Source organism: Curtobacterium sp. MCBD17_013 (assembly GCF_003234565.1).
Classification (GTDB): Bacteria; Actinomycetota; Actinomycetes; order Actinomycetales; family Microbacteriaceae; genus Curtobacterium.
This window is the reverse complement of record NZ_QKTU01000013.1, coordinates 38,901-57,750: the sequence shown is the minus strand read 5'-3', so window position 1 is coordinate 57,750 and position 18,850 is coordinate 38,901. Positions and strand designations below refer to the sequence as shown.

Here is an 18,850-nt window from a genome sequence, read left to right as displayed (position 1 = left end):
GTTCCACCTTGATGATCGGACTTCGGTCGAGGGAGTCGGAGGCGGCGACCCCGGGCGAGGCTGATCCCGAGTGGATCAGTCGCGCAGGGTCGCCCCGAATCGCTCGCCGGCACGTCGGACGGCGCCGTCTCGGGCCTCGGTGGCCTCGGCGGCGGTCAGCGTGCGGTCCGTGGCGCGGAACCGCAGCGCGAAGGTCAGGGACTTCTGTCCCTCCGTCACGCCGGCGCCCCGGTAGTCGTCCACGAGGCGAGCATACTCCAGCAGCGGACCGGCGCCATCGCGCACGGCGTCGAGCACCGCGCCCGCCGGCACATCCACGTCGACCACGAGGGACAGGTCCTGCGTCGCCGCGGGGTAGGAGACGATCGCCTCGGGCAGGACGGCGGCGGGGGCAGCAGCCACGAGGGCGTCGAGGTCGAGTTCGACGACCGCGACCACGCGCGGCAGGTCGGCGTCGGCCGTCGTCGACGGGAGGAGCTCGCCGACCACGCCGACGGGGTGATCGCCGACCGACACCAGGGCCGCACGGCCGGGATGCATCGACGGGTGTTCCGTCTGCGCGACGGTCAGCTCGGCACCGACCGCCCACGCGACCGTCCGCGCCACGTCGAGCGCGTCGGCGACGCCGTACGGTTCGGCCGCCACACCGGGCTGCTTGAGGAGCCGCGACCCCGTCAGCAGGGCCGACACGTGGGTGGGCTGCGCCGGGAGCGACGCGGTCATCGCGGCGAGGGTGGCGTCGTCGGGACGCTCCGCACCGCGCGGGATCGTCGTCGTGCCGAGTTCGGCCCCCACGGCGGGCAGGAACACGGAGGCCGCCTCGAACACCGCGACGTCGACGAGGCCACGCGCCGTGTTGCGACGGGCGATGTCGACGAGCCCGGGCAGACCGGAACGACGGAGCAGGTGCAGCTCGCTGTCGAGCGGGTTCGCCAGTGCGACGCTCGGACCGCCGGCCGCGTCGATCCCGGGGAACGCATCGGCCGTCGCCGTGGAGACGAACGGGGCCGTCACGACCTCGACCAGGCCCTGGGCCGCGAGTGCCGCGACGACGCGGCGACGGGCACGCTGGGCACGGCTGAGGCCACGTCCGGGCGGCGCGACCGGCAGCACGCTCGGGATCCGCGCGTAGCCGACGATGCGCGCGACCTCCTCGATCAGCGAGACGTCGTCGACGAGGTCCGGCCGCCACGACGGCGGCGTGACCGTGAGCAGGTCCGCGTCGGTCGTGACCTCGGCGCCGACGGACCGGAGGGTCTCGACGACCTCGGCCTCGGTGTAGGCCACGCCGACGACGGACTCGGGCGCATCGAGACGCATCGACACCGCCGGGCGGGGCGAGCGATCGACGAGCGTCGATCCGAGGTCGTCCGCGGTGCCACCCGCGAGCTCGACGAGGAGCTCGACGGCGCGGGCCGCCGCAGCCTCGGCCACGAGGGGGTCCACACCCCGCTCGAACCGCTTCGAGGCCTCGCTCGGGAGCTTGTGCCGACGGGCCGACCGAGCGATGGACACCGGATCGAATCCGGCGGCCTCGATGAGGACATCGGTCGTCCCCGTTCCGATCTCGGTTCGCGCGCCGCCCATGACGCCCGCGAGCCCGACCGGGCCGGCGTCATCGGCGATGACAAGGTCCTCGGGGTCGAGTCGGCGTTCGACGTCGTCCAGGGTCACGAGGGTCTCGCCCGGCGTCGCGCGGCGGACGGTGAGCCCGCCCTGCAGCGCGCCGAGGTCGTAGCCGTGCAGGGGCTGGCCGAGTTCGAACATCACGTAGTTCGTGATGTCCACGGGCAGCGAGATGCTCCGGACGCCGACGAGTCGGAGCCGCGCGATCATCCAGGCGGGCGTCGGGCGGGTCGGGTCGATGCCGCGGACCACGCGCGTCACGAAGGTCCGGGCGCCCACGTTGCCGCGGATCGGTGCGTCGTCCGCGATGGTGACCGCGAAGCCGTCACCCGACCGCGGAGCCGGACGCTCGGCGGGGTCGTGGAAGGTCGCCCCCGTGGCGTGGGCGTACTCGCGCGCCACGCCACGGATGCTGAACGCGTACCCGCGGTCGGGGGTGACGTTGATCTCGACCGCGGCGTCGTCGAGCCCGAGGAGCGCGATGGCGTCCGCGCCGACCTCGGGCTCCATGCCGAGGTCCGCGAAGCGGAGGATGCCGTCGTGGTCCTCGCCGAGGCCGAGCTCGCGGGCGGAGGCGATCATGCCGTCGGACACGTGTCCGTACGTCTTCCGGGCGGCGATCGGGAACGGACCGGGCAGCACGGCACCAGGCAGCGTGACGACCACGAGGTCACCGACGTCGAAGTTGTGCGCGCCGCAGACGATGCCCCGCGGTTCCGGTTCGCCCACGTCGACCTGGCACCAGTTGATCGTCTTGCCGTTCTTCTGCGGCTCCGGCACGCGTTCGAGGACTCGGCCGACGACGATCGGCCCCGTCAGGTCGAACGCGTGCTCGGCCTCTTCTTCGAACCCGACCGACACGAGGGCGGCGTGGACGTGCTCGAGGGTCGCGTCCTCGGGGAGGTCGACGGACTCACCGAGCCATCGGAGTGGGACGCGCATCAGACCACCGTTCCGAACTGCTGCGAGAAGCGGATGTCGCCCTCGACCATGTCACGCATGTCGTTGAGGTCGTTGCGGAACTGCAGCGTCCGCTCGATCCCCATGCCGAACGCGAAGCCCTGGTACTCGGACGGGTCGATGCCGGCCGAGCGGAGCACGTTCGGGTTGACCATGCCGCACCCACCCCACTCGACCCAGCGCGCGCCGCCCTTGGCGTTCGGCTGCCAGACGTCCATCTCGGCGGAGGGCTCGGTGAACGGGAAGTAGTTGGGCCGGAGCCGGATCTGGGCGTCGGCGCCGAACATCTGCCGCGCGAAGTGCTCGAGCGTGCCGCGCAGGTGCGCCATGGTCAGTCCCCGGTCGACAGCGATGCCCTCGACCTGGGTGAAGACGGGCGTGTGCGTCGCGTCGAGTTCGTCCGACCGGTACACGCGTCCGGGCGCGATGACGTACAGCGGCACACCGCGCCCCAGGAGCGATCGGACCTGGACGGGCGACGTGTGCGTGCGCATGAGCAGGTGCCGCTCGACCGGCTCGACGAACAGCGTGTCCTGCATCGCGCGAGCGGGGTGGTCCTGGTCGAAGTTGAGGGCGTCGAAGTTGAACCACTCGTGCTCGAGCTCGGGGCCCTCGGCGACCTCCCACCCCATGCCGACGAAGATGTCCGCGATCGTCTCCTGCAGCAACGACAGCGGGTGTCGCGCGCCGGGCTGGTGGCGCACCGGCAGCGCCGTGACGTCGACCCGCTCCGACTCGAGGCGGGCGCGCTCCTCGGCCACGGCGAGGACGGCCTCTTGCTCGGCGATCGCCTGGTTCACCCGGGCCCGCGCCTGGCCGACGAGCTTGCCGGCCTCGGCCTTCTGCTCCTTCGGCACCGTCCGCATGGACGCGTTGAGCCGCGCGAGCACCGACTGCTCGCCGGTGTGTTCGGCGCGGGCGTGCTTGAGCTCCGCGACCGTCGTCGCGGCGCGGACGGCGACGAGTGCCGACTCCACGGCAGCGGCGACCGCCGGCTCGCTGATCTCGAGTGGTTCTGACACGGTACGCAAGCCTACCGGGCAGGCGTCGGGCCTCCCGGTACACCGTCCGGACCGTGGACAGCGGCATGGGCTGCCGGACGGTGGAGGACCACCAGCGGTCAGGACCGGTGCGCGAACGCGCTCTCGTACAGACAGACCGACGCCGCCGTCGCGAGGTTCATCGACTCCGCCTGGCCGTAGATGGGCACCCGGACCGCGCGGTCGACGAGGGCCAGGTCCGCGGCGGTGAGTCCGCGGGCCTCGTTGCCGAACACCCAGGCGGTCGGACCGTCGAGCATGCCGTCGCTCCGCACCACCGGGAGTTCATCGCCCGACACGTCCGCCGCGAGCACGGTGTAGCCCGCGGCGCGTGCTCGGTCCACCGCCGAGGCCAGCTCGACACCGACGGACACGGGGACGTGGAACAGCGACCCCGTCGTCGACCGCACCACCTTGGGGTTGTAGGGGTCGACGCTCCGACCGGTCATCACGACGGCCTGCGCGCCCGCGGCGTCCGCGGCACGGATGATCGTGCCCGCGTTGCCCGGATCGCGCACCTGTTCGAGGATCGCCACGAGACCGGGCAGACCCGCGTCCTCGCCGGCGCCCGGCCGGAAGACGTCCTTGACCGACGTCGGGAACTGCTCGCACACGGCGACCACACCCTGCGGCGTGACGGTGTCGGCCATCGCCTCGAGGACCTGCTCCGTCACGAACACGACCGGGAGGTCGGCGGCCGCCGCGGCCTCGCCGAGCTCCGGATGGCGCTCGAGAGCCGTGGGGGTCGCGAACAGGTCGTGGAGCAGCTCGGGCCGGAAGCGCAGGGCCTCGGACACGGCCTGGGGCCCCTCGAGCAGGAAGCGCCGCGTCTCGGCGCGGACCTCCTTGCGGGACAGCTGTGCGACCGTCCGGACGCGGGAGGAGCGGGGGTTGTCGAGCAGTTCGGTCACCCGCCCAGTGTGGCAGGGACGGCCGTCACGCCCGTCCGAGCCGCGTGCGCCGCGGGCCGCGAGGCGCGGGTCGGGCCCGCACCGGACCTCCCGACCGCCCCCGGGACAGCGAGCGGGCCCGACCACGTGACGTGGTCGGGCCCGCTCGGGTGCGCGATGGCTCAGGCAGCGGCCTTCGGCGCGGACGTGTCCGCCGGGAGCGCGTTCTTGGCGGTCTCGACGAGCGCCGCGAAGGTCTCCGGGTTGTTGACCGCGAGGTCGGCGAGGATGCGGCGGTCGACCTCGACACCCGCGAGCCCGAGGCCCTGGATGAGGCGGTTGTAGGTCAGCCCGTTCGCGCGCGACGCGGCGTTGATGCGCTGGATCCAGAGGCGACGGAACTCGCCCTTCTTGGCGCGGCGGTCGCGGTACGCGTAGACGAGGGAGTGGGTGACCTGCTCCTTCGCCTTGCGGTACAGGCGCGACCGCTGACCGCGGTAGCCCTCGGCGCGCTCGAGAACGACGCGACGCTTCTTGGCGGCGTTGACCGCCCTCTTCACTCTTGCCATGGTGGTTTCCTAACGTTCCGGGTCGGCGATGGTCGGCGAGGGCCGATCAGTGGCCGAGGAGCTTCTTGACGGCCTTGACGTCGGCCTTCGCGAGGACCTGGTCCTCGTTGAGGCGGGCCTTGCGCTTGGCGGCCTTGACCTCGAGGTTGTGACGCATACCAGCCTGCTGCTTCATGATCTTGCCGGAGCCGGTGATCTTGAAGCGCTTCTTGGACCCGGAGTGGGTCTTCTGCTTGGGCATGTGGGTGCCTTTCCGTACGGGGTGTGGGGGTCGTGGTGCCGCAGCGCTGCGACGGGGCCGGACGGCCCGGGTGGTGCTCGGAGCGGTGTTACTCGGCGGCGCTCGGCGCCTCGGCCTCGGCGGCTGCCTTCGCGCCCTCGGGGTTCGACTGCGCGCGGTTGGCGGCGCGGACGGCGGCCTTCTTGGCGTTCGACTCGGCCTTGGCGTCCGACTTGTTCTTGAGCGGCGAGATCACCATCGTCATGTTGCGGCCGTCCTGGGTCGGTCGCGACTCGACGACGCCGTACTCCGCGATGTCCTCGGCGAAGCGCTGGAGGAGACGCACGCCCTGCTCCGGACGCGACTGCTCACGGCCGCGGAAGAGGATCATGGCCTTCACCTTGTCACCCGCCGCGAGGAACCCCTCGGCGCGCTTGCGCTTGGTCTCGTAGTCGTGTGCGTCGATCTTCAGACGGAACCGGACCTCTTTGAGGATCGTGTTCGCCTGGTTGCGCCGGGCCTCCTTGGCCTTCTGCGCGGCTTCGTACTTGAACTTGCCGTAGTCCATGATCTTGGCCACGGGCGGCTTCGAGTTCGGAGCAACCTCGACCAGATCCAGCTCTGCCTCTTGCGCGAGGCGGAGGGCGACGGCGATGGGGACAACGCCGACCTGCTCACCACCAGGGCCGACGAGTCGGACCTCGGTGACACGGATTCGGTCGTTGGTACGGGGATCGCTGATGCGGAACTCCTTCGTGAAGTGGTCTCCGTCCGGCGGTTCGGCCGGGACGGGGCACGCGATGCGAGGAGTTCGTACGCACGGATCGACCCGTGGTACCCGCCCGACCCCGGCCCGTGGGGCCGGACGACCGTCGGGACGCCCTGTCGGACAGGACGCCACCGTCGGCGGAGCGGTTGTGACCCGGTAACCTGTGGTGCGCGGTCGCGGGTGGGAGAGACTCCTCTTGTTCGCGCTGCTGCCGGTGCGTGAGCACGTGGACAGCAACTGCCGCTCAGAGTCTAGCAGAGGAGCACCGTGACCAACAGCCCGGACGAGGCCCAGCCCATCGCGACGGACGAGTCACCCGAGGAGGGCGGTGCCGCCCGGGACATCGCGGAGGTCCCCGCGGTCGAACTCATCAACACCGTCAGCATCCACCTGCTCAGCGCGGCCGCCGTCAAGGTCGGGCTCGCGGACGACCCGGACTCGCAGACGGACCTCGACGAGGCGCGGAAGCTGATCACGGCCCTGGCCGGGCTGGTCACGGCTGCCGCCCCGGAGATCGGCGACCACCACGCCCGTCCACTCCGTGACGGCCTCCGGAGCGTGCAGCTCGCCTTCCGCGAGGCGTCGAGCATCCCCGATGCACCGGGGCAGGGACCGGGCGAGAAGTACACCGGGCCGGTCAACTAGGGCGCCGCGGGCCGGTCGACCAGCGCGCCACGGTCCGCTCACGCGACCCCGCGCGCTCCGGCCGGACGACCCAGCGCTCCGCCCCGACCGCCCAGCGCTCCGCCCGACGGCCCAGCGCTCCGCTCAGGCCGCCCGGAGCGCGACGCCGAGGCTGTCGACGTGCTCGGTGATGAACCGGTCCGCCGACCAGCGGGCCTGGAGGCGCGACACGAGTCCGCGCACCGCCTCCGCATCCAGACCGGGTACGAGCACGAGACCGACGATGAGTTCGGGGCCCGCGAAGCGGCCACCGGCGTCACCAGGGGCCAATTCCACCCGGACGACGTCGGGCTCGTCGGCGAACGACGCGACGAAGGCCTCGCCGACGAGCGGGTCCGCGTAGCTGGGAACCCAGGGGACGTCCTGTCCCAGCGCCCACACGGCCGGACGGCGCACGACGAACTCCGTCGGCGCCGTCGGGTCGAGCACGATGAGCTCCGTGCCCTCACTCGCCGCCGCGAGCGCGACGCGGCGGGACTCGACCGGGACGGGTCGAGCTCGCGGCTCCCACGACCGCATGGCGTCGACCGAGGTGAACGCCGGCATCACGCGGCGCCCGTCCGGCCCCGCCACCGTGACGATCGAGAGCTCCTGCGTCTTGTCCACCGGGCGGCCGTCCGGTCCCACCCCGACGTCACCGGCGTGGGCCACGAGCGGCACGAGCAACCGGGCGCCGCGGAGCGCGTCGAGCACCGTGACGTGCGAGCCCGTCCCCGCCCGGACGCCCTCGAGCGCTGCGGACAGCGCCGGGTCGGCCGTGCCGTCGTCGCCCGCGAACGTCGTGTCGTGCGCCTGGAACGTGCGGCCCGCCCACGGGAGACCCGCGCTGTCGGCCGCCATGCCGGAGGACGCGGATGTGCCGTCGCCACCGTGGTGGTGACCGGCGTGGTCGTGATGGTCGGCGGCCACGCCCTACTCCCCCGCGACCTCGAGCGCCGCGGGCAGGGTGAACGCACCGGAGTACAGCGCCTTGCCGATGATCGCGCCCTCGAGCCCCAGGGGCACGAGTTCGCGGAGCGATCGGAGGTCCTCGAGCGCCGAGACACCGCCCGAGGCGACCACAGGTCGTTCGGTGCGCTCGAGGACCTGCCGCAGGAGGTCGACGTTCGGCCCCTGCAGCGTGCCGTCCTTCGTCACGTCCGTCACGACGTAGCGGGCACACCCGGCGTCCTCGAGCCGCGCGAGGACGGTGAACAGGTCGCCCGCGTCCTCGGTCCACCCACGGGAGGCGAGGGTCGTCCCGCGGACGTCGAGGCCCACGGCGATGCGCTCCCCGTGCTCGCCGATCACGCGAGCGGCCCACTCCGGGTGCTCGAGCGCCGCTGTGCCGAGATTGACCCGGGCCGCTCCCGTCGCGAGCGCCGCCTCGAGCGAGGCGTCGTCACGGATGCCTCCGGACAGCTCGACCGACACGCCGTCGACCGCGGCGATGACGCGCCCGATCACATCGCGGTTGTCGCCACGACCGAACGCCGCGTCGAGGTCGACGAGGTGGATCCACTCGGCGCCCTGCCCGCGCCACGCGGCGGCGGCGTCGACGGGGTCGCCGTACCCGGTCTCGCTGCCGGCTTCGCCCCGGGTCAGCCGGACGGCCGTGCCGTCGACGATGTCGACCGCGGGCAGCAGGACGAGGGCCGGTGTGGTGGAGGAATCGCTCATGGTGTTCCCGGGTTCGGAGGGTCAGAGGGTCCGGAGCCAGTTCCGGAGCAGCGCGATGCCCGGCTCGCCCGACTTCTCCGGGTGGAACTGGGTCGCTGCGAGCGCACCGTTCTCGACCGCCGCGACGAAGCGCTCGCCGTGCTCCGCCCACGTCACCTTCGGGGCGGGGAACGGCGGCTGTGCGTCGATGTCGAGGGACGTCGCGCCGTAGGAGTGGACGAAGTAGAACCGCTCGCCGCTCAGACCGTCGAAGAGCACGGAGTCGGCGGGCGGCTGCACGGTGTTCCATCCCATGTGCGGCAGGACCTCCGCGCGCAACTGGTGGATCGTCCCCGGCCACTGCCCGAGTCCCGGCACATCGGACCCGCGCTCGACGCCCCGCTCGAACATCACCTGCATGCCGACGCACACGCCGAGCACCGGCTTGCCCCCGGCGAGCCGTCGGTCGACGAGGTCGCCGCCCCGCACGGTGTCGAGCTGGTCCATCACCGCTCGGAACGCGCCGACCCCAGGGACGACGAGCCCGTCGGCCGCGAGCGCCGCCTGGCGGTCCGCCGTGACCGTGACGTCCGCCCCCGCCCGCTCGAGCGCCTTGGCGGCCGAGTGGATGTTGCCCGACCCGTAGTCGAGCACGACGACGTCCGGACGAGCGCTCACAGCGAACCCTTCGTGGACGGGATGCCCTCCACCCGCGGGTCCGGCTGGACCGCCGCACGCAGTGCCCGCGCGAACGCCTTGAACTCGGCCTCGGCGATGTGGTGCGGGTCACGGCCCGCGAGGACCCGGACGTGCACGGTGAGACCGGCGTGCATCGTCACGGCCTCGAACACGTGCCGGACGAGCGAGCCGGTGAAGTGGCCGCCGATGCGGTGCAACGCGAAGCCCTCGGGCTCCCCCGTGTGGACGAGGTAGGGACGACCCGAGACGTCGACCACGGCCTGGGCGAGCGCCTCGTCCAGGGGCACGAGCGCATCGCCGTACCGCCCGATCCCGGCGCGGTCGCCGAGCGCCTGCCGCAGCGCCTGTCCGAGGACGATGCCGGTGTCCTCGACGGTGTGGTGCGCGTCGATGTCGGTGTCACCCGACGCCTCGACCTGGAGGTCGATGAGCGAGTGTTTCGCGAACGCGGTGAGCATGTGGTCGTAGAACGGGACCGACGTCGAGATCGAGGAACGACCGGTGCCGTCGAGGTCGAGCGACAACGTGACACTCGACTCGCTCGTCACGCGGGTGATCGAAGCGGTGCGCGAGCCGGTCATGCTCCAACCCTAACGGGGTCGATCTCGCGCATCGCCGTGAGGAACGCCGAGGTCTCGTCGGCCGTCCCGGCACTGACCCGCAGGTGCTCGGGGATCCCGAGGTCGCGGACGATGACGTCACGCTCGAGGAGTTCCTCGAACACGCGGCGGGGTTCCGCCACGCCGCCGAAGAGCACGAAGTTGGACCAGGTCTCGTAGGGGCGGAAGCCCATGTCCCCGAGCTCGCGGACCATCCGGTCGCGCTGGACCACGATGTCGTCGACCATCCGGAGCATCTCCGGCGCGTGCCGCAGCGCGGCGACCGCGGCGGCCTGCGTCAGGGCCGACAGGTGGTACGGCAGCCGGACGAGGCGGAGCGCGTCGACCACCGCGGGATCGGCCGCCAGGTAGCCGACTCGCGCGCCCGCGAAGGCGAACGCCTTGCTCATCGTCCGCGACACGACGAGCCGTTCCCGCCCGGGCAGCAGGGTCAGGGCCGAGGGGTGGTCCTTCGGCATGAACTCCGCGTAGGCCTCGTCCACCATGACGATGCCGTCCGTCGCGTCGTAGGCCTCGGCCACGGTGTCGAGCGACAGCGGCGTGCCCGTCGGGTTGTTCGGACCACAGAAGAAGACGATGTCGGGGCGGTGCTCGCGCACCGCCGCGACCGCCGTCGCCGGGCTGATGCCGAACTCGGCGTCCCGCTGCGCGGGGATCCACCGGGTACCGGTACCCGAGGCGATGATGGAGTGCATCGAGTAGGTGGGCGGGAACCCGAGGACGGACCGCCCGGGACCACCGAACGCCTGCAAGAGCTGCTGGATGACCTCGTTCGAACCGTTCGCAGCCCAGACGTGTTCCGGCGCGAGGCCGTGCCCGAGGTACGAGGCGAGCGACGAGCGCAGCGCGGTGAACTCGCGGTCCGGGTAGCGGTTCACCGTGGCGAGCGCCGCGCCGATCGAGGCGAGGATGTCCTCGGCGACCTCGGGCGGCACGGGATGCGTGTTCTCGTTGACGTTCAGCTGGACGCGGACGTGCTTCTGCGGCGCCCCGTACGGGGTCTGACCACGGAGGTCGTCACGGATGGGGAGGTCGTCCAGGGTGATCGCCACCGGACCATCGTAGGGCGGCGGCAGTCAACGCGGACCGACCAGCCGGACGGGATGACGACGGCGTCACCCCGTCCGGGAGGCCGATCAGGAGCCCGTCGTGTACTGCGTCGGGATGGCGAGCTTCTCGCCCGCCTGGACGGCGGCGCTCGGGAGGTTGTTGAGGTCGACGACGTCCTGCACGAAGTCGCGCGGGTCGACGTTCGGGGCTTCGTCCTGCGCGAGTTGCCACAGGGACTCGCCCGGCTGGATCGTCACCGTCGTGAAGTGCACGTGCGCCGCGTGGTCCCCCGCTGCGGCCTGCCCACCGTTGAGGGCGGCGAGGGCGACCACGAGCAACACGGGGAGTGCACTGACGGTGGTGAGGACGACCCGGCCCCGCCGAGTGATCCGGAGCCGGGGACGGACCGTACCGGCGGATGTGCTGCTGATGGTGCTCATGCTGACGCCTTCCTCGTACATGGGTCGCCTCGGTGGTCCGAAGACTTGTACCGAACATACGTTCGATCCGAAGCGCACGCAAGTCCTACTGATGCTGAACGGGGTGTCGTATCGACGACACGCTCGAACAGGTGTTTGGCGCGCCTGGTCCTGGCGGATACAGTTTCGATCGACTGGAGCCAGCCTGGCGGGAACCACCGACATTCCCGTCGGACGGGGCGACGACCACTGGCCGGACCGGGGAGCACGACGCACATGGCAGACGACGCACCACGCGAGATGCGCACCCAGAAGCCCCTGACCCCGAAGCAGCAGGCGATCCTCGACGCCATCCGCTCCTCGATCGCGAACCGCGGGTACCCGCCGAGCATGCGCGAGATCGGTGACGCGGTCGGCCTCTCCTCGCTGTCGAGCGTCACGCACCAGCTCGGTCAGCTCGAGCTCGGCGGCTGGATCCGCCGCGATCCGAACCGACCGCGCGCGCTCGAGGTCCTCGTGGACGAGCCCCGACCGGAGGACGGCCCGGACATCGACGCGACGACGCTCGTTCCCCTCGTCGGCCGGATCGCCGCCGGTATCCCGATCACGGCCGAACAGCACGTCGACGAGATCGTCCCGCTCCCCCGTCAGCTGGTCGGGACCGGTGACCTGTTCATGCTCCGCGTGGTCGGGGACTCCATGGTCGACGCCGCGATCTGCGACGGCGACTGGGTCGTCGTGCGGAGCCAGCAGACCGCCGAGAACGGCGAGATCGTCGCCGCGATGCTCGACGAGGAGGCGACGGTCAAGGTGTTCCGCCAGCGCGACGGCCACACCTGGCTGCTCCCGCGGAACACCGCGTTCGAGCCGATCCTCGGCGACGCGGCCACGGTGCTCGGACGCGTCGTGGCGGTCCTGCGCTCCGTGTGACGTCGCGCACACCCGGGTCCGTCCGCTGGACGCGGAACGGCACGGTGGTGCGCCGGGCCGGTTTCGGGCCTCCCAGCCGCGACGCCCCGCTCAGGCGGAGTGGACCGGCGCGACCACGAACGGCGCGAGCTCGCTGACCTGGCGCGCGAAGACGCGGACGTCCAGGCGGGTGCCGTCGACCAGGTACTCGGTCTGCTCCACCGCGCCCTCGTCGTGCAGCCGGGACACGAGGTCGCCTCGGTCGTACGGGACCACGATCGTCAGCTCGACGTCGGGCTCCGGCAGACGCGCCTCGATCGCGGCGAGCAGCTCGGGGATCCCCTCGCCGGTCCGCGCGGACACGAAGACGGCGTCCGGTACGAGGCCGCGGAGGACGAGACGCTGGTCGGCGTCGACGAGATCGGCCTTGTTGAACGCGACCACCTCGGGCACGTCCCGGGCACCGACGTCGGCGATGACGTCGCGGACGGTGCTCAGCTGCGCGCCCGGGTCGGGGTGGGAGCCGTCGACCACGTGCAGCACGACGTCGGCCTCACCGACCTCCTCGAGCGTGGACCGGAAGGCCTCGACGAGCTGGTGCGGCAGGTTCCGGACGAACCCGACCGTGTCGACGAACGTGAACGGGCGGCCGCCCCCGGTCTCGGTCCGACGGACGGTCGCGTCCAGGGTGGCGAAGAGCTGGTTCTGCACGAGGACGCCCGCGGAGGTCAGGCGGTTGAGCAGGCTCGACTTGCCGGCGTTCGTGTACCCCGCGATGGCGACGCTCGGCACCTCGTTGCGGTGCCGCTCGGCGCGCTTCGCCTCGCGCGCCGGGGCGAACCCCGCGATCTGTCGACGCAGCCGGGCCATCCGGGTGTGGATGCGACGCCGATCGAGCTCGATCTTGGTCTCACCGGGACCACGGGACCCCATGCCGGCGCCCGCGCTGCCGACCTGGCCACCCGCCTGACGGGACATCGACTCACCCCAACCACGGAGGCGCGGGAGCAGGTACTCGAGCTGCGCGAGTTCGACCTGTGCCTTGCCCTCGCGGCTCTTGGCGTGCTGGCTGAAGATGTCGAGGATGACGGCGGTGCGGTCGATGACCTTCACCTTGACGACGTCCTCGAGCGCACGGCGTTGGCTCGGCGCGAGTTCCGTGTCGGCGATGACGGTGTCCGCGCCCGTCGCCTTGACGACCATCGCGAGTTCCTCGGCCTTGCCGCGACCGAGGTACGTGCTCGGGTCCGGGTGCGGGCGGCGCTGGAGCAGACCGTCGAGCACGACCGCGCCCGCCGTCTCCGCGAGGGCAGCGAGCTCACGGATCGAGTTCTCGGCGTCCTGGGCGTCACCCTGCGCGTACACGCCGATGAGGACGACGCGCTCGAGCCGCAGCTGCCGGTACTCGACCTCGGTGACGTCCTCGAGCTCGGTGGACAGACCGGACACGCGACGCAGCGCGGCGCGGTCCTCACGGTCGTACTGTTCGCCGTCGCCCTGCCACCCCACGACCTCGGCGTCGGTGGTCTGGATCGCCTGCGCCGGCGCGAACACCGCCGGGGTCGTCCTGCTCTCGGCGTTCCGCAACACCCGCTCGACCACACCGTCGTGCTGCTGCTCCTCGAGGACACCCTCGACCATGTCGTCCTGCTCCGTCATCGTCCACAGGCTACCTCCGGGCACCCGGCGACACACGGAGATGCCGGTACGGTTCATCCATGGCGAACGAGCACTACTTCTCGGCCCAGCCGGAGAGCGACGCCCGACCGCGGCGCATCACGGTCACCCTGGCCGGGAGGACGCTCACCCTCGCCACCGCCGCGGGCGTCTTCAGCCCGGACCGGCTCGACGCGGGCACGCGGGTGTTGCTGCAGAGCGTGCCGCCACCGCCCGCGACCGGGGCGCTCCTCGACGTCGGGTGCGGGTGGGGTCCGCTCAGCATCGCCATGGCGCTGCAGGCGCCCGAGGCCGAGGTCTGGGGCGTCGACGTCAACGAGCGTGTGCTCGACCTGGCTCGGGCGAACGCGGCGACGGCCGGTGCCCGGAACGTCACGGTGCGTCTGCCGGAGGCGGTGCCGGAGGACCTCCGGTTCGCCACCATCTGGTCGAACCCCCCGATCCGGGTGGGCAAGGACGAGCTCCACTCGATCCTGCTCACGTGGCTCCCGCGCCTGGAACCGGGTGGGGACGCCTGGCTCGTGGTGGCCAAGAACCTGGGCGGCGACTCGCTGCAGCGGTGGCTGGCCGAGACGCTCGACACCGACCTCGTGGTCACGCGCGCGACGACCGACCGCGGGTACCGCGTCATCCGGGTGCACCGGACACGCTGATCGCGGCGGGTGCGTCATGGCACCGGCCGTCAGACGGTGAGGTCGCCCTCGAACACCAGGTCGGCGGGACCGCTCAGCGCGACGTGCTCGCCGTCCTCCGCAGCGGCCATCCGGACCGTCAGGACGCCGCCGGGCACGCGGACCCGCCAGGTGTCCGGCGCCTGCGGACCGGCCCAGTGGCGGACCGCCAGGGCCGCCGCGACGGCCCCCGTGCCGCACGACAGGGTCTCGCCACTGCCGCGCTCGTGGACGCGCATCGTGATGTGGCCGACGCCGTCGCGCACGAGCGGATCGCCGGGCAGGACGAACTCGACGTTCGCGCCCGCGGGCGGTGCCGGCTCGAGGACCGGCACGTAGGTCAGGTCGAGCCCCGCGAGTTCGTCGTCCGTCGCCACGGCGACGACGACGTGCGGGTTGCCGACGTCGATCGGGAGGCCCGGGCGCGCGCCGTCGAGGTTGCGGGCGCGGACGAGGACCTCGTCGCCGTCGAGACCGGCGATGCCGAGCCCCCATCGTCCGAGGTCGGCCGAGAACCCGTTGGTCGACCGCTGCAGGTCGACCACGCCCTTCCGCGTCCCGATCGCCAGGGTCTCGCCCGGCGCGAGGTCGACCAGTCCGGCGTCGGTCAGGTAGCGCGCGAACACCCGCACGCCGTTGCCGCACATCTCGGCGACGCTGCCGTCGGCGTTGTGGTAGTCCATGAACCACTCGGCCTCGGGAGCGACGCCGGCGATCGATCGGCCGTCCGGCACCGCGGCCGTCCTGACCGCGCGGATCACGCCGTCGGCACCCACGCCGAAGCGACGATCGGCGATGGCACGGATGCGCTCCGGGGTCAGGTCCACTGTCGCGTCCGGGTCGGCGAACAGCACGAAGTCGTTGCCCGTGCCGTGGCCCTTGGTGAAGTGGAGTTCGGTCACGCCCCGATCCTAGCGAGGGCCTCGGACGCGTCCCCGCGGCCGCGGTCGGCAGCCACGGCGACGGCCACCCGCTCGAGGTCGTCGTGGCCCGCTCCGGTCACGTCGAGCGACTCCGCCTCGCGCAGCCGCCGGAACCAGGAAACCTGTCGGCGGGCGTACTGCCGCGTCGCGACCGCGGTCGACGTCACGGCGCCCTCGAGGTCCGAGCGGCCGTGCAGCACGTCGAGAGCCTGCGCGTAGCCGATCGCCGCGCGGGCCGTCCGTCCGGCCTCCAGGCCGACGTCGACGAGCCCCGCGACCTCGTCGACGAGGCCGTCGTCGAACATCCTCGCGGCACGCTCGTGCAGCATCGGCACGAGGACCTCACGCCGCCGTTGCAGGTGCAGCACCCGCATCGGTCGCCACGGCCGCGGTGCGGACGGGAGGCGCGGGCGCACCGGATCCCGGTTCGTCGCGACCTCGACGGCGCGCACCAGACGCCGGGTGTTCCGCGGGTCGACCGCTGCCGCCGCCGCAGGGTCGAGGGCACGCAGTCGTTCGAGCAGTGCGGCCGCCCCGTGCTCGTCCGCCTCGCGCTCGAGCGCCGCGCGGAGTTCCGGATCCGTGGCGGGGAAGGACAGGTCGTGGAGCACGCTCGACACGTACAGGCCGCTCCCGCCGACGAGCACGACCGGCGCGCCCGCCCCGACCACGGCGTCGATCGCCGCCCGGGCGTCACGCTGGTACGCCGCGACGCTCGCCTCGTCGGTCACGTCGAGCACGTCGAGCAGTCGATGCGGCACACCGCGTCGGGCGGCGATCGGGACCTTGGCCGTCCCGATGTCCATCCCGCGGTACAGCTGCATCGCGTCGGCGTTCACGATCTCGGCGGGGAGACCGTCTCGGCGGAGTGCTTCGGCGATGCCGAGCGCCAGGTCCGACTTGCCGGTGCCCGTGGCACCCACGATCGCGATGACGTCCGGGCCCTCCACGCCCGGATCGCTGGCCCGCGCCTCCGACGACGCCGACGCCGACGCCGATGCCGATGCCGATGCCGATGTCCCCGACGATGCAGGCGTCCCGAGCACCGTCAGCGGCCGGAAGGCGCGCCGACCCGCAGCGTCGGCAGCCCGAGCGACACCGGCCGGGGCCCGACCGCAGCGTCCGCCACACCGGCGTCGGCCCGGACCGGCACGCCACACGAGGCGGCCTGCGCGCGGTCCCACGCGTCGCCCGCGCGGGTGCGGCGGACGCGCAGCGGCGCGTTCGTGTCGGCGATGAGGTACCGGGGCGCGCCGCGCGTGATCTCGAGCGTCACGACGTCGCCCGGGCGCGGGACCTCCGAGCCGGCGGGTACACCGAAGTGCACGAGACGGGCGTCCTCGGCCCGCCCGCTCAGTCGGTGCGTCGCGTCGTCCTTCCGCCCCTCGCCCGTCGCGACGAGGACCTCGACCGTTCGGCCGACCTGCCGTGCGTTCTCCTCGGCGACGATCCGGTCCTGCAGCGCCACGAGTCGGTCGTAGCGGTCCTGCACGACCTCCTTCGGCACCTGTTGCTCCATCGTCGCCGCGGGCGTCCCCGGGCGGATGGAGTACTGGAACGTGAACGCCGACGCGAACCGTGCACGCTCGACGACCCGGAGCGTGTCCTGGAAGTCGGCCTCGGTCTCGCCGGGGAAACCGACGATGATGTCGGTCGAGATCGCCGCGTGCGGGATGCGGGCGCGGACCCGGTCGAGGATCCCGAGGAAGCGGTCGCTACGGTAGCTCCGCCGCATCGCCCGGAGGATGCGGTCCGAGCCGGACTGCAGCGGCATGTGGAGCTGCGGCATCACGTTCGGCGTCTCGGCCATGGCGTCGATGACGTCGTCGGTGAACGCGGCGGGGTGCGGGCTGGTGAACCGGACCCGCTCGAGCCCCTCGATCGAACCGGCAGCGCGGAGGAGTTTGCTGAACGCCTGGCGGTCGCCGAACTCGACGCCGTACGAGTTGACGTTCTGGCCGAGCAATGTGACCTCGATCGCGCCGTCGTCCACGAGCGCCTGGATCTCGGCCAGGACGTCGCCCGGTCGGCGGTCCTTCTCCTTGCCCCGGAGCGACGGGACGATGCAGAACGTGCACGTGTTGTTGCAGCCGACGGAGATCGACACCCACCCGCTGTGCGTGGAGTCCCGCTTGGTGGGCAGCGTCGATGGGAACACCTCGAGCGCCTCGAGGATCTCGACCTGCGCCTCGCCGTTGTGGCGTGCGCGCTCGAGCATCGCGGGCAGCGAGCCCATGTTGTGGGTGCCGAACACGACGTCGACCCACGGGGCCTTCTCGAGGATGACGTTCTTGTCCTTCTGCGCCAGGCACCCACCGACGGCGATCTGCAGCCCCTCGTGCTCACGCTTGACCCCGGCCAGGTGGCCGAGGTTGCCGTACAGGCGGTTGTCCGCGTTCTCGCGGACCGCGCAGGTGTTGATCACGACGACGTCGGCCTGCTCGTCCACAGCCGGCACGTACCCGGCCGCCTCGAGTGACCCGCTGAGACGCTCCGAGTCGTGCACGTTCATCTGGCACCCGTAGGTCCGGACCTCGTAGGTGCGGGGGCGCGCTGCGGTGGTGGTCGCCATGGTGCTGTCAGTGTACGGCGGCGTCACCGTCGCCCAGACCGGCAGGCCCGGCCCGCCTACTCGAAGCGCACGCCACCCCGTCGGCCGCCGCCGTCGAGTGCGATCCGGACGGCGGTCCGCACGACCGATCCGCCGTAGCCCTTGCGCATGAGGAACCCCGAGAGCCGGCGCTCCGCGGTCTCGTGGTCGAGCCCCCGCATCTGTCCGGCGCGCTTGCGGGCCAACTCGATCGCACGCTCGGACTCCGCCGCGTCGTCGTCCTGGTCCGCCAGGGCCGCGTCGATCGCCGCCTGGTCGACGCCCCGCCGCCGGAGCTCCGCCACCACGCCTTGTCGCCCCAGGCCCTTGCGGTCGTGCAGACGGTCGACGAGGTCGGCAGCGAGCCGCACGTCGTCGAGGAGACCGACCCGGGCGAGTCGAGCGATCTCGTGCTCGACGATGTCCTCCGGGAGTTCGCGGCCGAGGAGGACGGTCCGCAGCTCGGACGTGCTCGTGCCACGGCGGCTGAGCGCCCGGATGCTGATCCGCTCTGCCGCGGCGAGCAACTCGTCCTGCGTGGGTGGCGACTCGACCGTCTCGTGCTCGGCGTCATCGTCCCGGTCGGCAGCCCGCAGTCGGCGCACCGGGGCGGCGGGCCCGACGGTCTCGACGGACCCGACGGTGGAACCCGTCACCGGAGGGAGCCACGCGTTGGAGGCGTCCGGGCGGTCGACGTCGGTCTCGTCGCGGACGAGACCGACCGGGATCGCGTCATCCCCGTCCGGGCCGCCCATGCTCGCGCCGCGTGCGTCGGGCTCGGCAGACGGTGCTCCGCCTTCCGCCGGTCCGCGCCGGGACGACGTCGCCCGTGCCGACGACCGCGCACCGAAGATGTCGGTGACCGGTGCGAGGCCGTCGTCAGGCATGGAGCTGTC

20 protein-coding genes are annotated in these 18,850 nt (G+C 72.3%); 3 read left to right on the top strand and 17 right to left on the bottom strand.

The genetic code is table 11. The annotated features are described in order from the left end of the window. Nucleotides 1–75 precede the first annotated feature (75 nt). The 6 genes from pheT to infC all read right to left on the bottom strand — a co-directional run bounded on the left by pheT (nt 76) and on the right by infC (nt 6,047). Complete coding sequence (gene pheT / locus DEI81_RS12945) at nt 76–2,568, bottom strand: phenylalanine--tRNA ligase subunit beta (RefSeq protein WP_111011133.1); 2,493 nt, start codon at nt 2,566–2,568, stop codon at nt 76–78. Further along, nucleotides 2,568–3,608 (bottom strand): phenylalanine--tRNA ligase subunit alpha, encoded by a 1,041-nt coding sequence (pheS, locus tag DEI81_RS12940; protein ID WP_111011132.1) that lies wholly within the window; start codon nt 3,606–3,608, stop codon nt 2,568–2,570. Before pheS ends, pheT begins: the two co-directional genes overlap by 1 nt. 98 nt (nt 3,609–3,706) lie before the next feature. Next, the gene (locus DEI81_RS12935; RefSeq protein WP_111011150.1) at nt 3,707–4,528 is read right to left on the bottom strand and encodes an RNA methyltransferase; all 822 of its coding nucleotides are present in this window, start codon (nt 4,526–4,528) and stop codon (nt 3,707–3,709) included. A gap of 170 nt (nt 4,529–4,698) precedes the next feature. After that, complete coding sequence (gene rplT, locus DEI81_RS12930; protein ID WP_111011131.1) at nt 4,699–5,085, bottom strand: 50S ribosomal protein L20; 387 nt, start codon at nt 5,083–5,085, stop codon at nt 4,699–4,701. A 46-nt stretch (nt 5,086–5,131) separates the two neighbouring features. Next, a complete protein-coding gene (gene rpmI, locus DEI81_RS12925) occupies nt 5,132–5,326 on the bottom strand; it encodes a 50S ribosomal protein L35 (protein WP_111011130.1) in 195 nt (64 codons plus the stop codon). 88 nt (nt 5,327–5,414) lie between these two features. Next, nucleotides 5,415–6,047, bottom strand: a complete 633-nt coding sequence (gene infC / locus DEI81_RS12920) for a translation initiation factor IF-3 (RefSeq protein ID WP_111011149.1) — start codon at nt 6,045–6,047, stop codon at nt 5,415–5,417. A 324-nt stretch (nt 6,048–6,371) separates the two neighbouring features. On the opposite strand from infC, the gene DEI81_RS12915 reads away from it, so the two are divergent. After that, nucleotides 6,372–6,719: a DUF1844 domain-containing protein gene (locus DEI81_RS12915; RefSeq protein ID WP_111011148.1), complete on the top strand. Its 348-nt coding sequence runs from the start codon at nt 6,372–6,374 to the stop codon at nt 6,717–6,719. Nucleotides 6,720–6,842: 123 nt separating this feature from the next. On the opposite strand, the gene DEI81_RS12910 is transcribed toward DEI81_RS12915, so the two are convergent. The 6 genes from DEI81_RS12910 to DEI81_RS12885 all read right to left on the bottom strand — a co-directional run bounded on the left by DEI81_RS12910 (nt 6,843) and on the right by DEI81_RS12885 (nt 11,205). Further along, nucleotides 6,843–7,598 carry an SseB family protein gene (locus DEI81_RS12910; RefSeq protein ID WP_111011147.1) on the bottom strand — a complete coding sequence of 252 codons (756 nt, stop codon included), beginning with the start codon at nt 7,596–7,598 and terminating at the stop codon, nt 6,843–6,845. A gap of 72 nt (nt 7,599–7,670) precedes the next feature. Next, the gene (gene priA, locus DEI81_RS12905; RefSeq protein WP_111011129.1) at nt 7,671–8,417 is read right to left on the bottom strand and encodes a bifunctional 1-(5-phosphoribosyl)-5-((5-phosphoribosylamino)methylideneamino)imidazole-4-carboxamide isomerase/phosphoribosylanthranilate isomerase PriA; all 747 of its coding nucleotides are present in this window, start codon (nt 8,415–8,417) and stop codon (nt 7,671–7,673) included. Nucleotides 8,418–8,438: 21 nt separating this feature from the next. Further along, nucleotides 8,439–9,074 carry an imidazole glycerol phosphate synthase subunit HisH gene (gene hisH / locus DEI81_RS12900; RefSeq protein WP_111011128.1) on the bottom strand — a complete coding sequence of 212 codons (636 nt, stop codon included), beginning with the start codon at nt 9,072–9,074 and terminating at the stop codon, nt 8,439–8,441. Beyond that, a complete protein-coding gene (gene hisB / locus DEI81_RS12895; protein WP_111011127.1) occupies nt 9,071–9,676 on the bottom strand; it encodes an imidazoleglycerol-phosphate dehydratase HisB in 606 nt (201 codons plus the stop codon). Before hisB ends, hisH begins: the two co-directional genes overlap by 4 nt. Next, nucleotides 9,673–10,767: a histidinol-phosphate transaminase gene (locus tag DEI81_RS12890; protein ID WP_111011126.1), complete on the bottom strand. Its 1,095-nt coding sequence runs from the start codon at nt 10,765–10,767 to the stop codon at nt 9,673–9,675. The genes hisB and DEI81_RS12890 overlap by 4 nt, the downstream gene beginning before the upstream one ends. A gap of 84 nt (nt 10,768–10,851) precedes the next feature. Continuing rightward, nucleotides 10,852–11,205 (bottom strand): LysM peptidoglycan-binding domain-containing protein, encoded by a 354-nt coding sequence (locus DEI81_RS12885; RefSeq protein ID WP_258368719.1) that lies wholly within the window; start codon nt 11,203–11,205, stop codon nt 10,852–10,854. 255 nt (nt 11,206–11,460) lie between these two features. Between DEI81_RS12885 and lexA the strand changes: the two genes are divergently transcribed. Then, the gene (lexA, locus tag DEI81_RS12880; protein WP_111011124.1) at nt 11,461–12,114 is read left to right on the top strand and encodes a transcriptional repressor LexA; all 654 of its coding nucleotides are present in this window, start codon (nt 11,461–11,463) and stop codon (nt 12,112–12,114) included. 90 nt (nt 12,115–12,204) lie between these two features. Here lexA and hflX read toward each other — a convergent pair whose 3' ends face one another. Next, nucleotides 12,205–13,752 carry a GTPase HflX gene (hflX, locus tag DEI81_RS12875; protein ID WP_181435419.1) on the bottom strand — a complete coding sequence of 516 codons (1,548 nt, stop codon included), beginning with the start codon at nt 13,750–13,752 and terminating at the stop codon, nt 12,205–12,207. A gap of 59 nt (nt 13,753–13,811) precedes the next feature. On the opposite strand from hflX, the gene DEI81_RS12870 reads away from it, so the two are divergent. Beyond that, nucleotides 13,812–14,423 (top strand): class I SAM-dependent methyltransferase, encoded by a 612-nt coding sequence (locus DEI81_RS12870; RefSeq protein ID WP_111011123.1) that lies wholly within the window; start codon nt 13,812–13,814, stop codon nt 14,421–14,423. A gap of 29 nt (nt 14,424–14,452) precedes the next feature. Here DEI81_RS12870 and dapF read toward each other — a convergent pair whose 3' ends face one another. The 4 genes from dapF to DEI81_RS12850 form a co-directional block, all read right to left on the bottom strand. Further along, nucleotides 14,453–15,343, bottom strand: a complete 891-nt coding sequence (gene dapF / locus DEI81_RS12865; RefSeq protein ID WP_111011122.1) for a diaminopimelate epimerase — start codon at nt 15,341–15,343, stop codon at nt 14,453–14,455. After that, on the bottom strand, nt 15,340–16,314 hold the full coding sequence (gene miaA / locus DEI81_RS12860) for a tRNA (adenosine(37)-N6)-dimethylallyltransferase MiaA (protein ID WP_111011121.1): 975 nt from the start codon (nt 16,312–16,314) through the stop codon (nt 15,340–15,342). Before miaA ends, dapF begins: the two co-directional genes overlap by 4 nt. 98 nt (nt 16,315–16,412) lie before the next feature. Further along, nucleotides 16,413–17,936 carry a tRNA (N6-isopentenyl adenosine(37)-C2)-methylthiotransferase MiaB gene (gene miaB / locus DEI81_RS12855; RefSeq protein WP_111011120.1) on the bottom strand — a complete coding sequence of 508 codons (1,524 nt, stop codon included), beginning with the start codon at nt 17,934–17,936 and terminating at the stop codon, nt 16,413–16,415. 56 nt (nt 17,937–17,992) lie between these two features. Next, nucleotides 17,993–18,841 carry a regulatory protein RecX gene (locus tag DEI81_RS12850; protein WP_111011119.1) on the bottom strand — a complete coding sequence of 283 codons (849 nt, stop codon included), beginning with the start codon at nt 18,839–18,841 and terminating at the stop codon, nt 17,993–17,995. Nucleotides 18,842–18,850 lie beyond the last annotated feature (9 nt).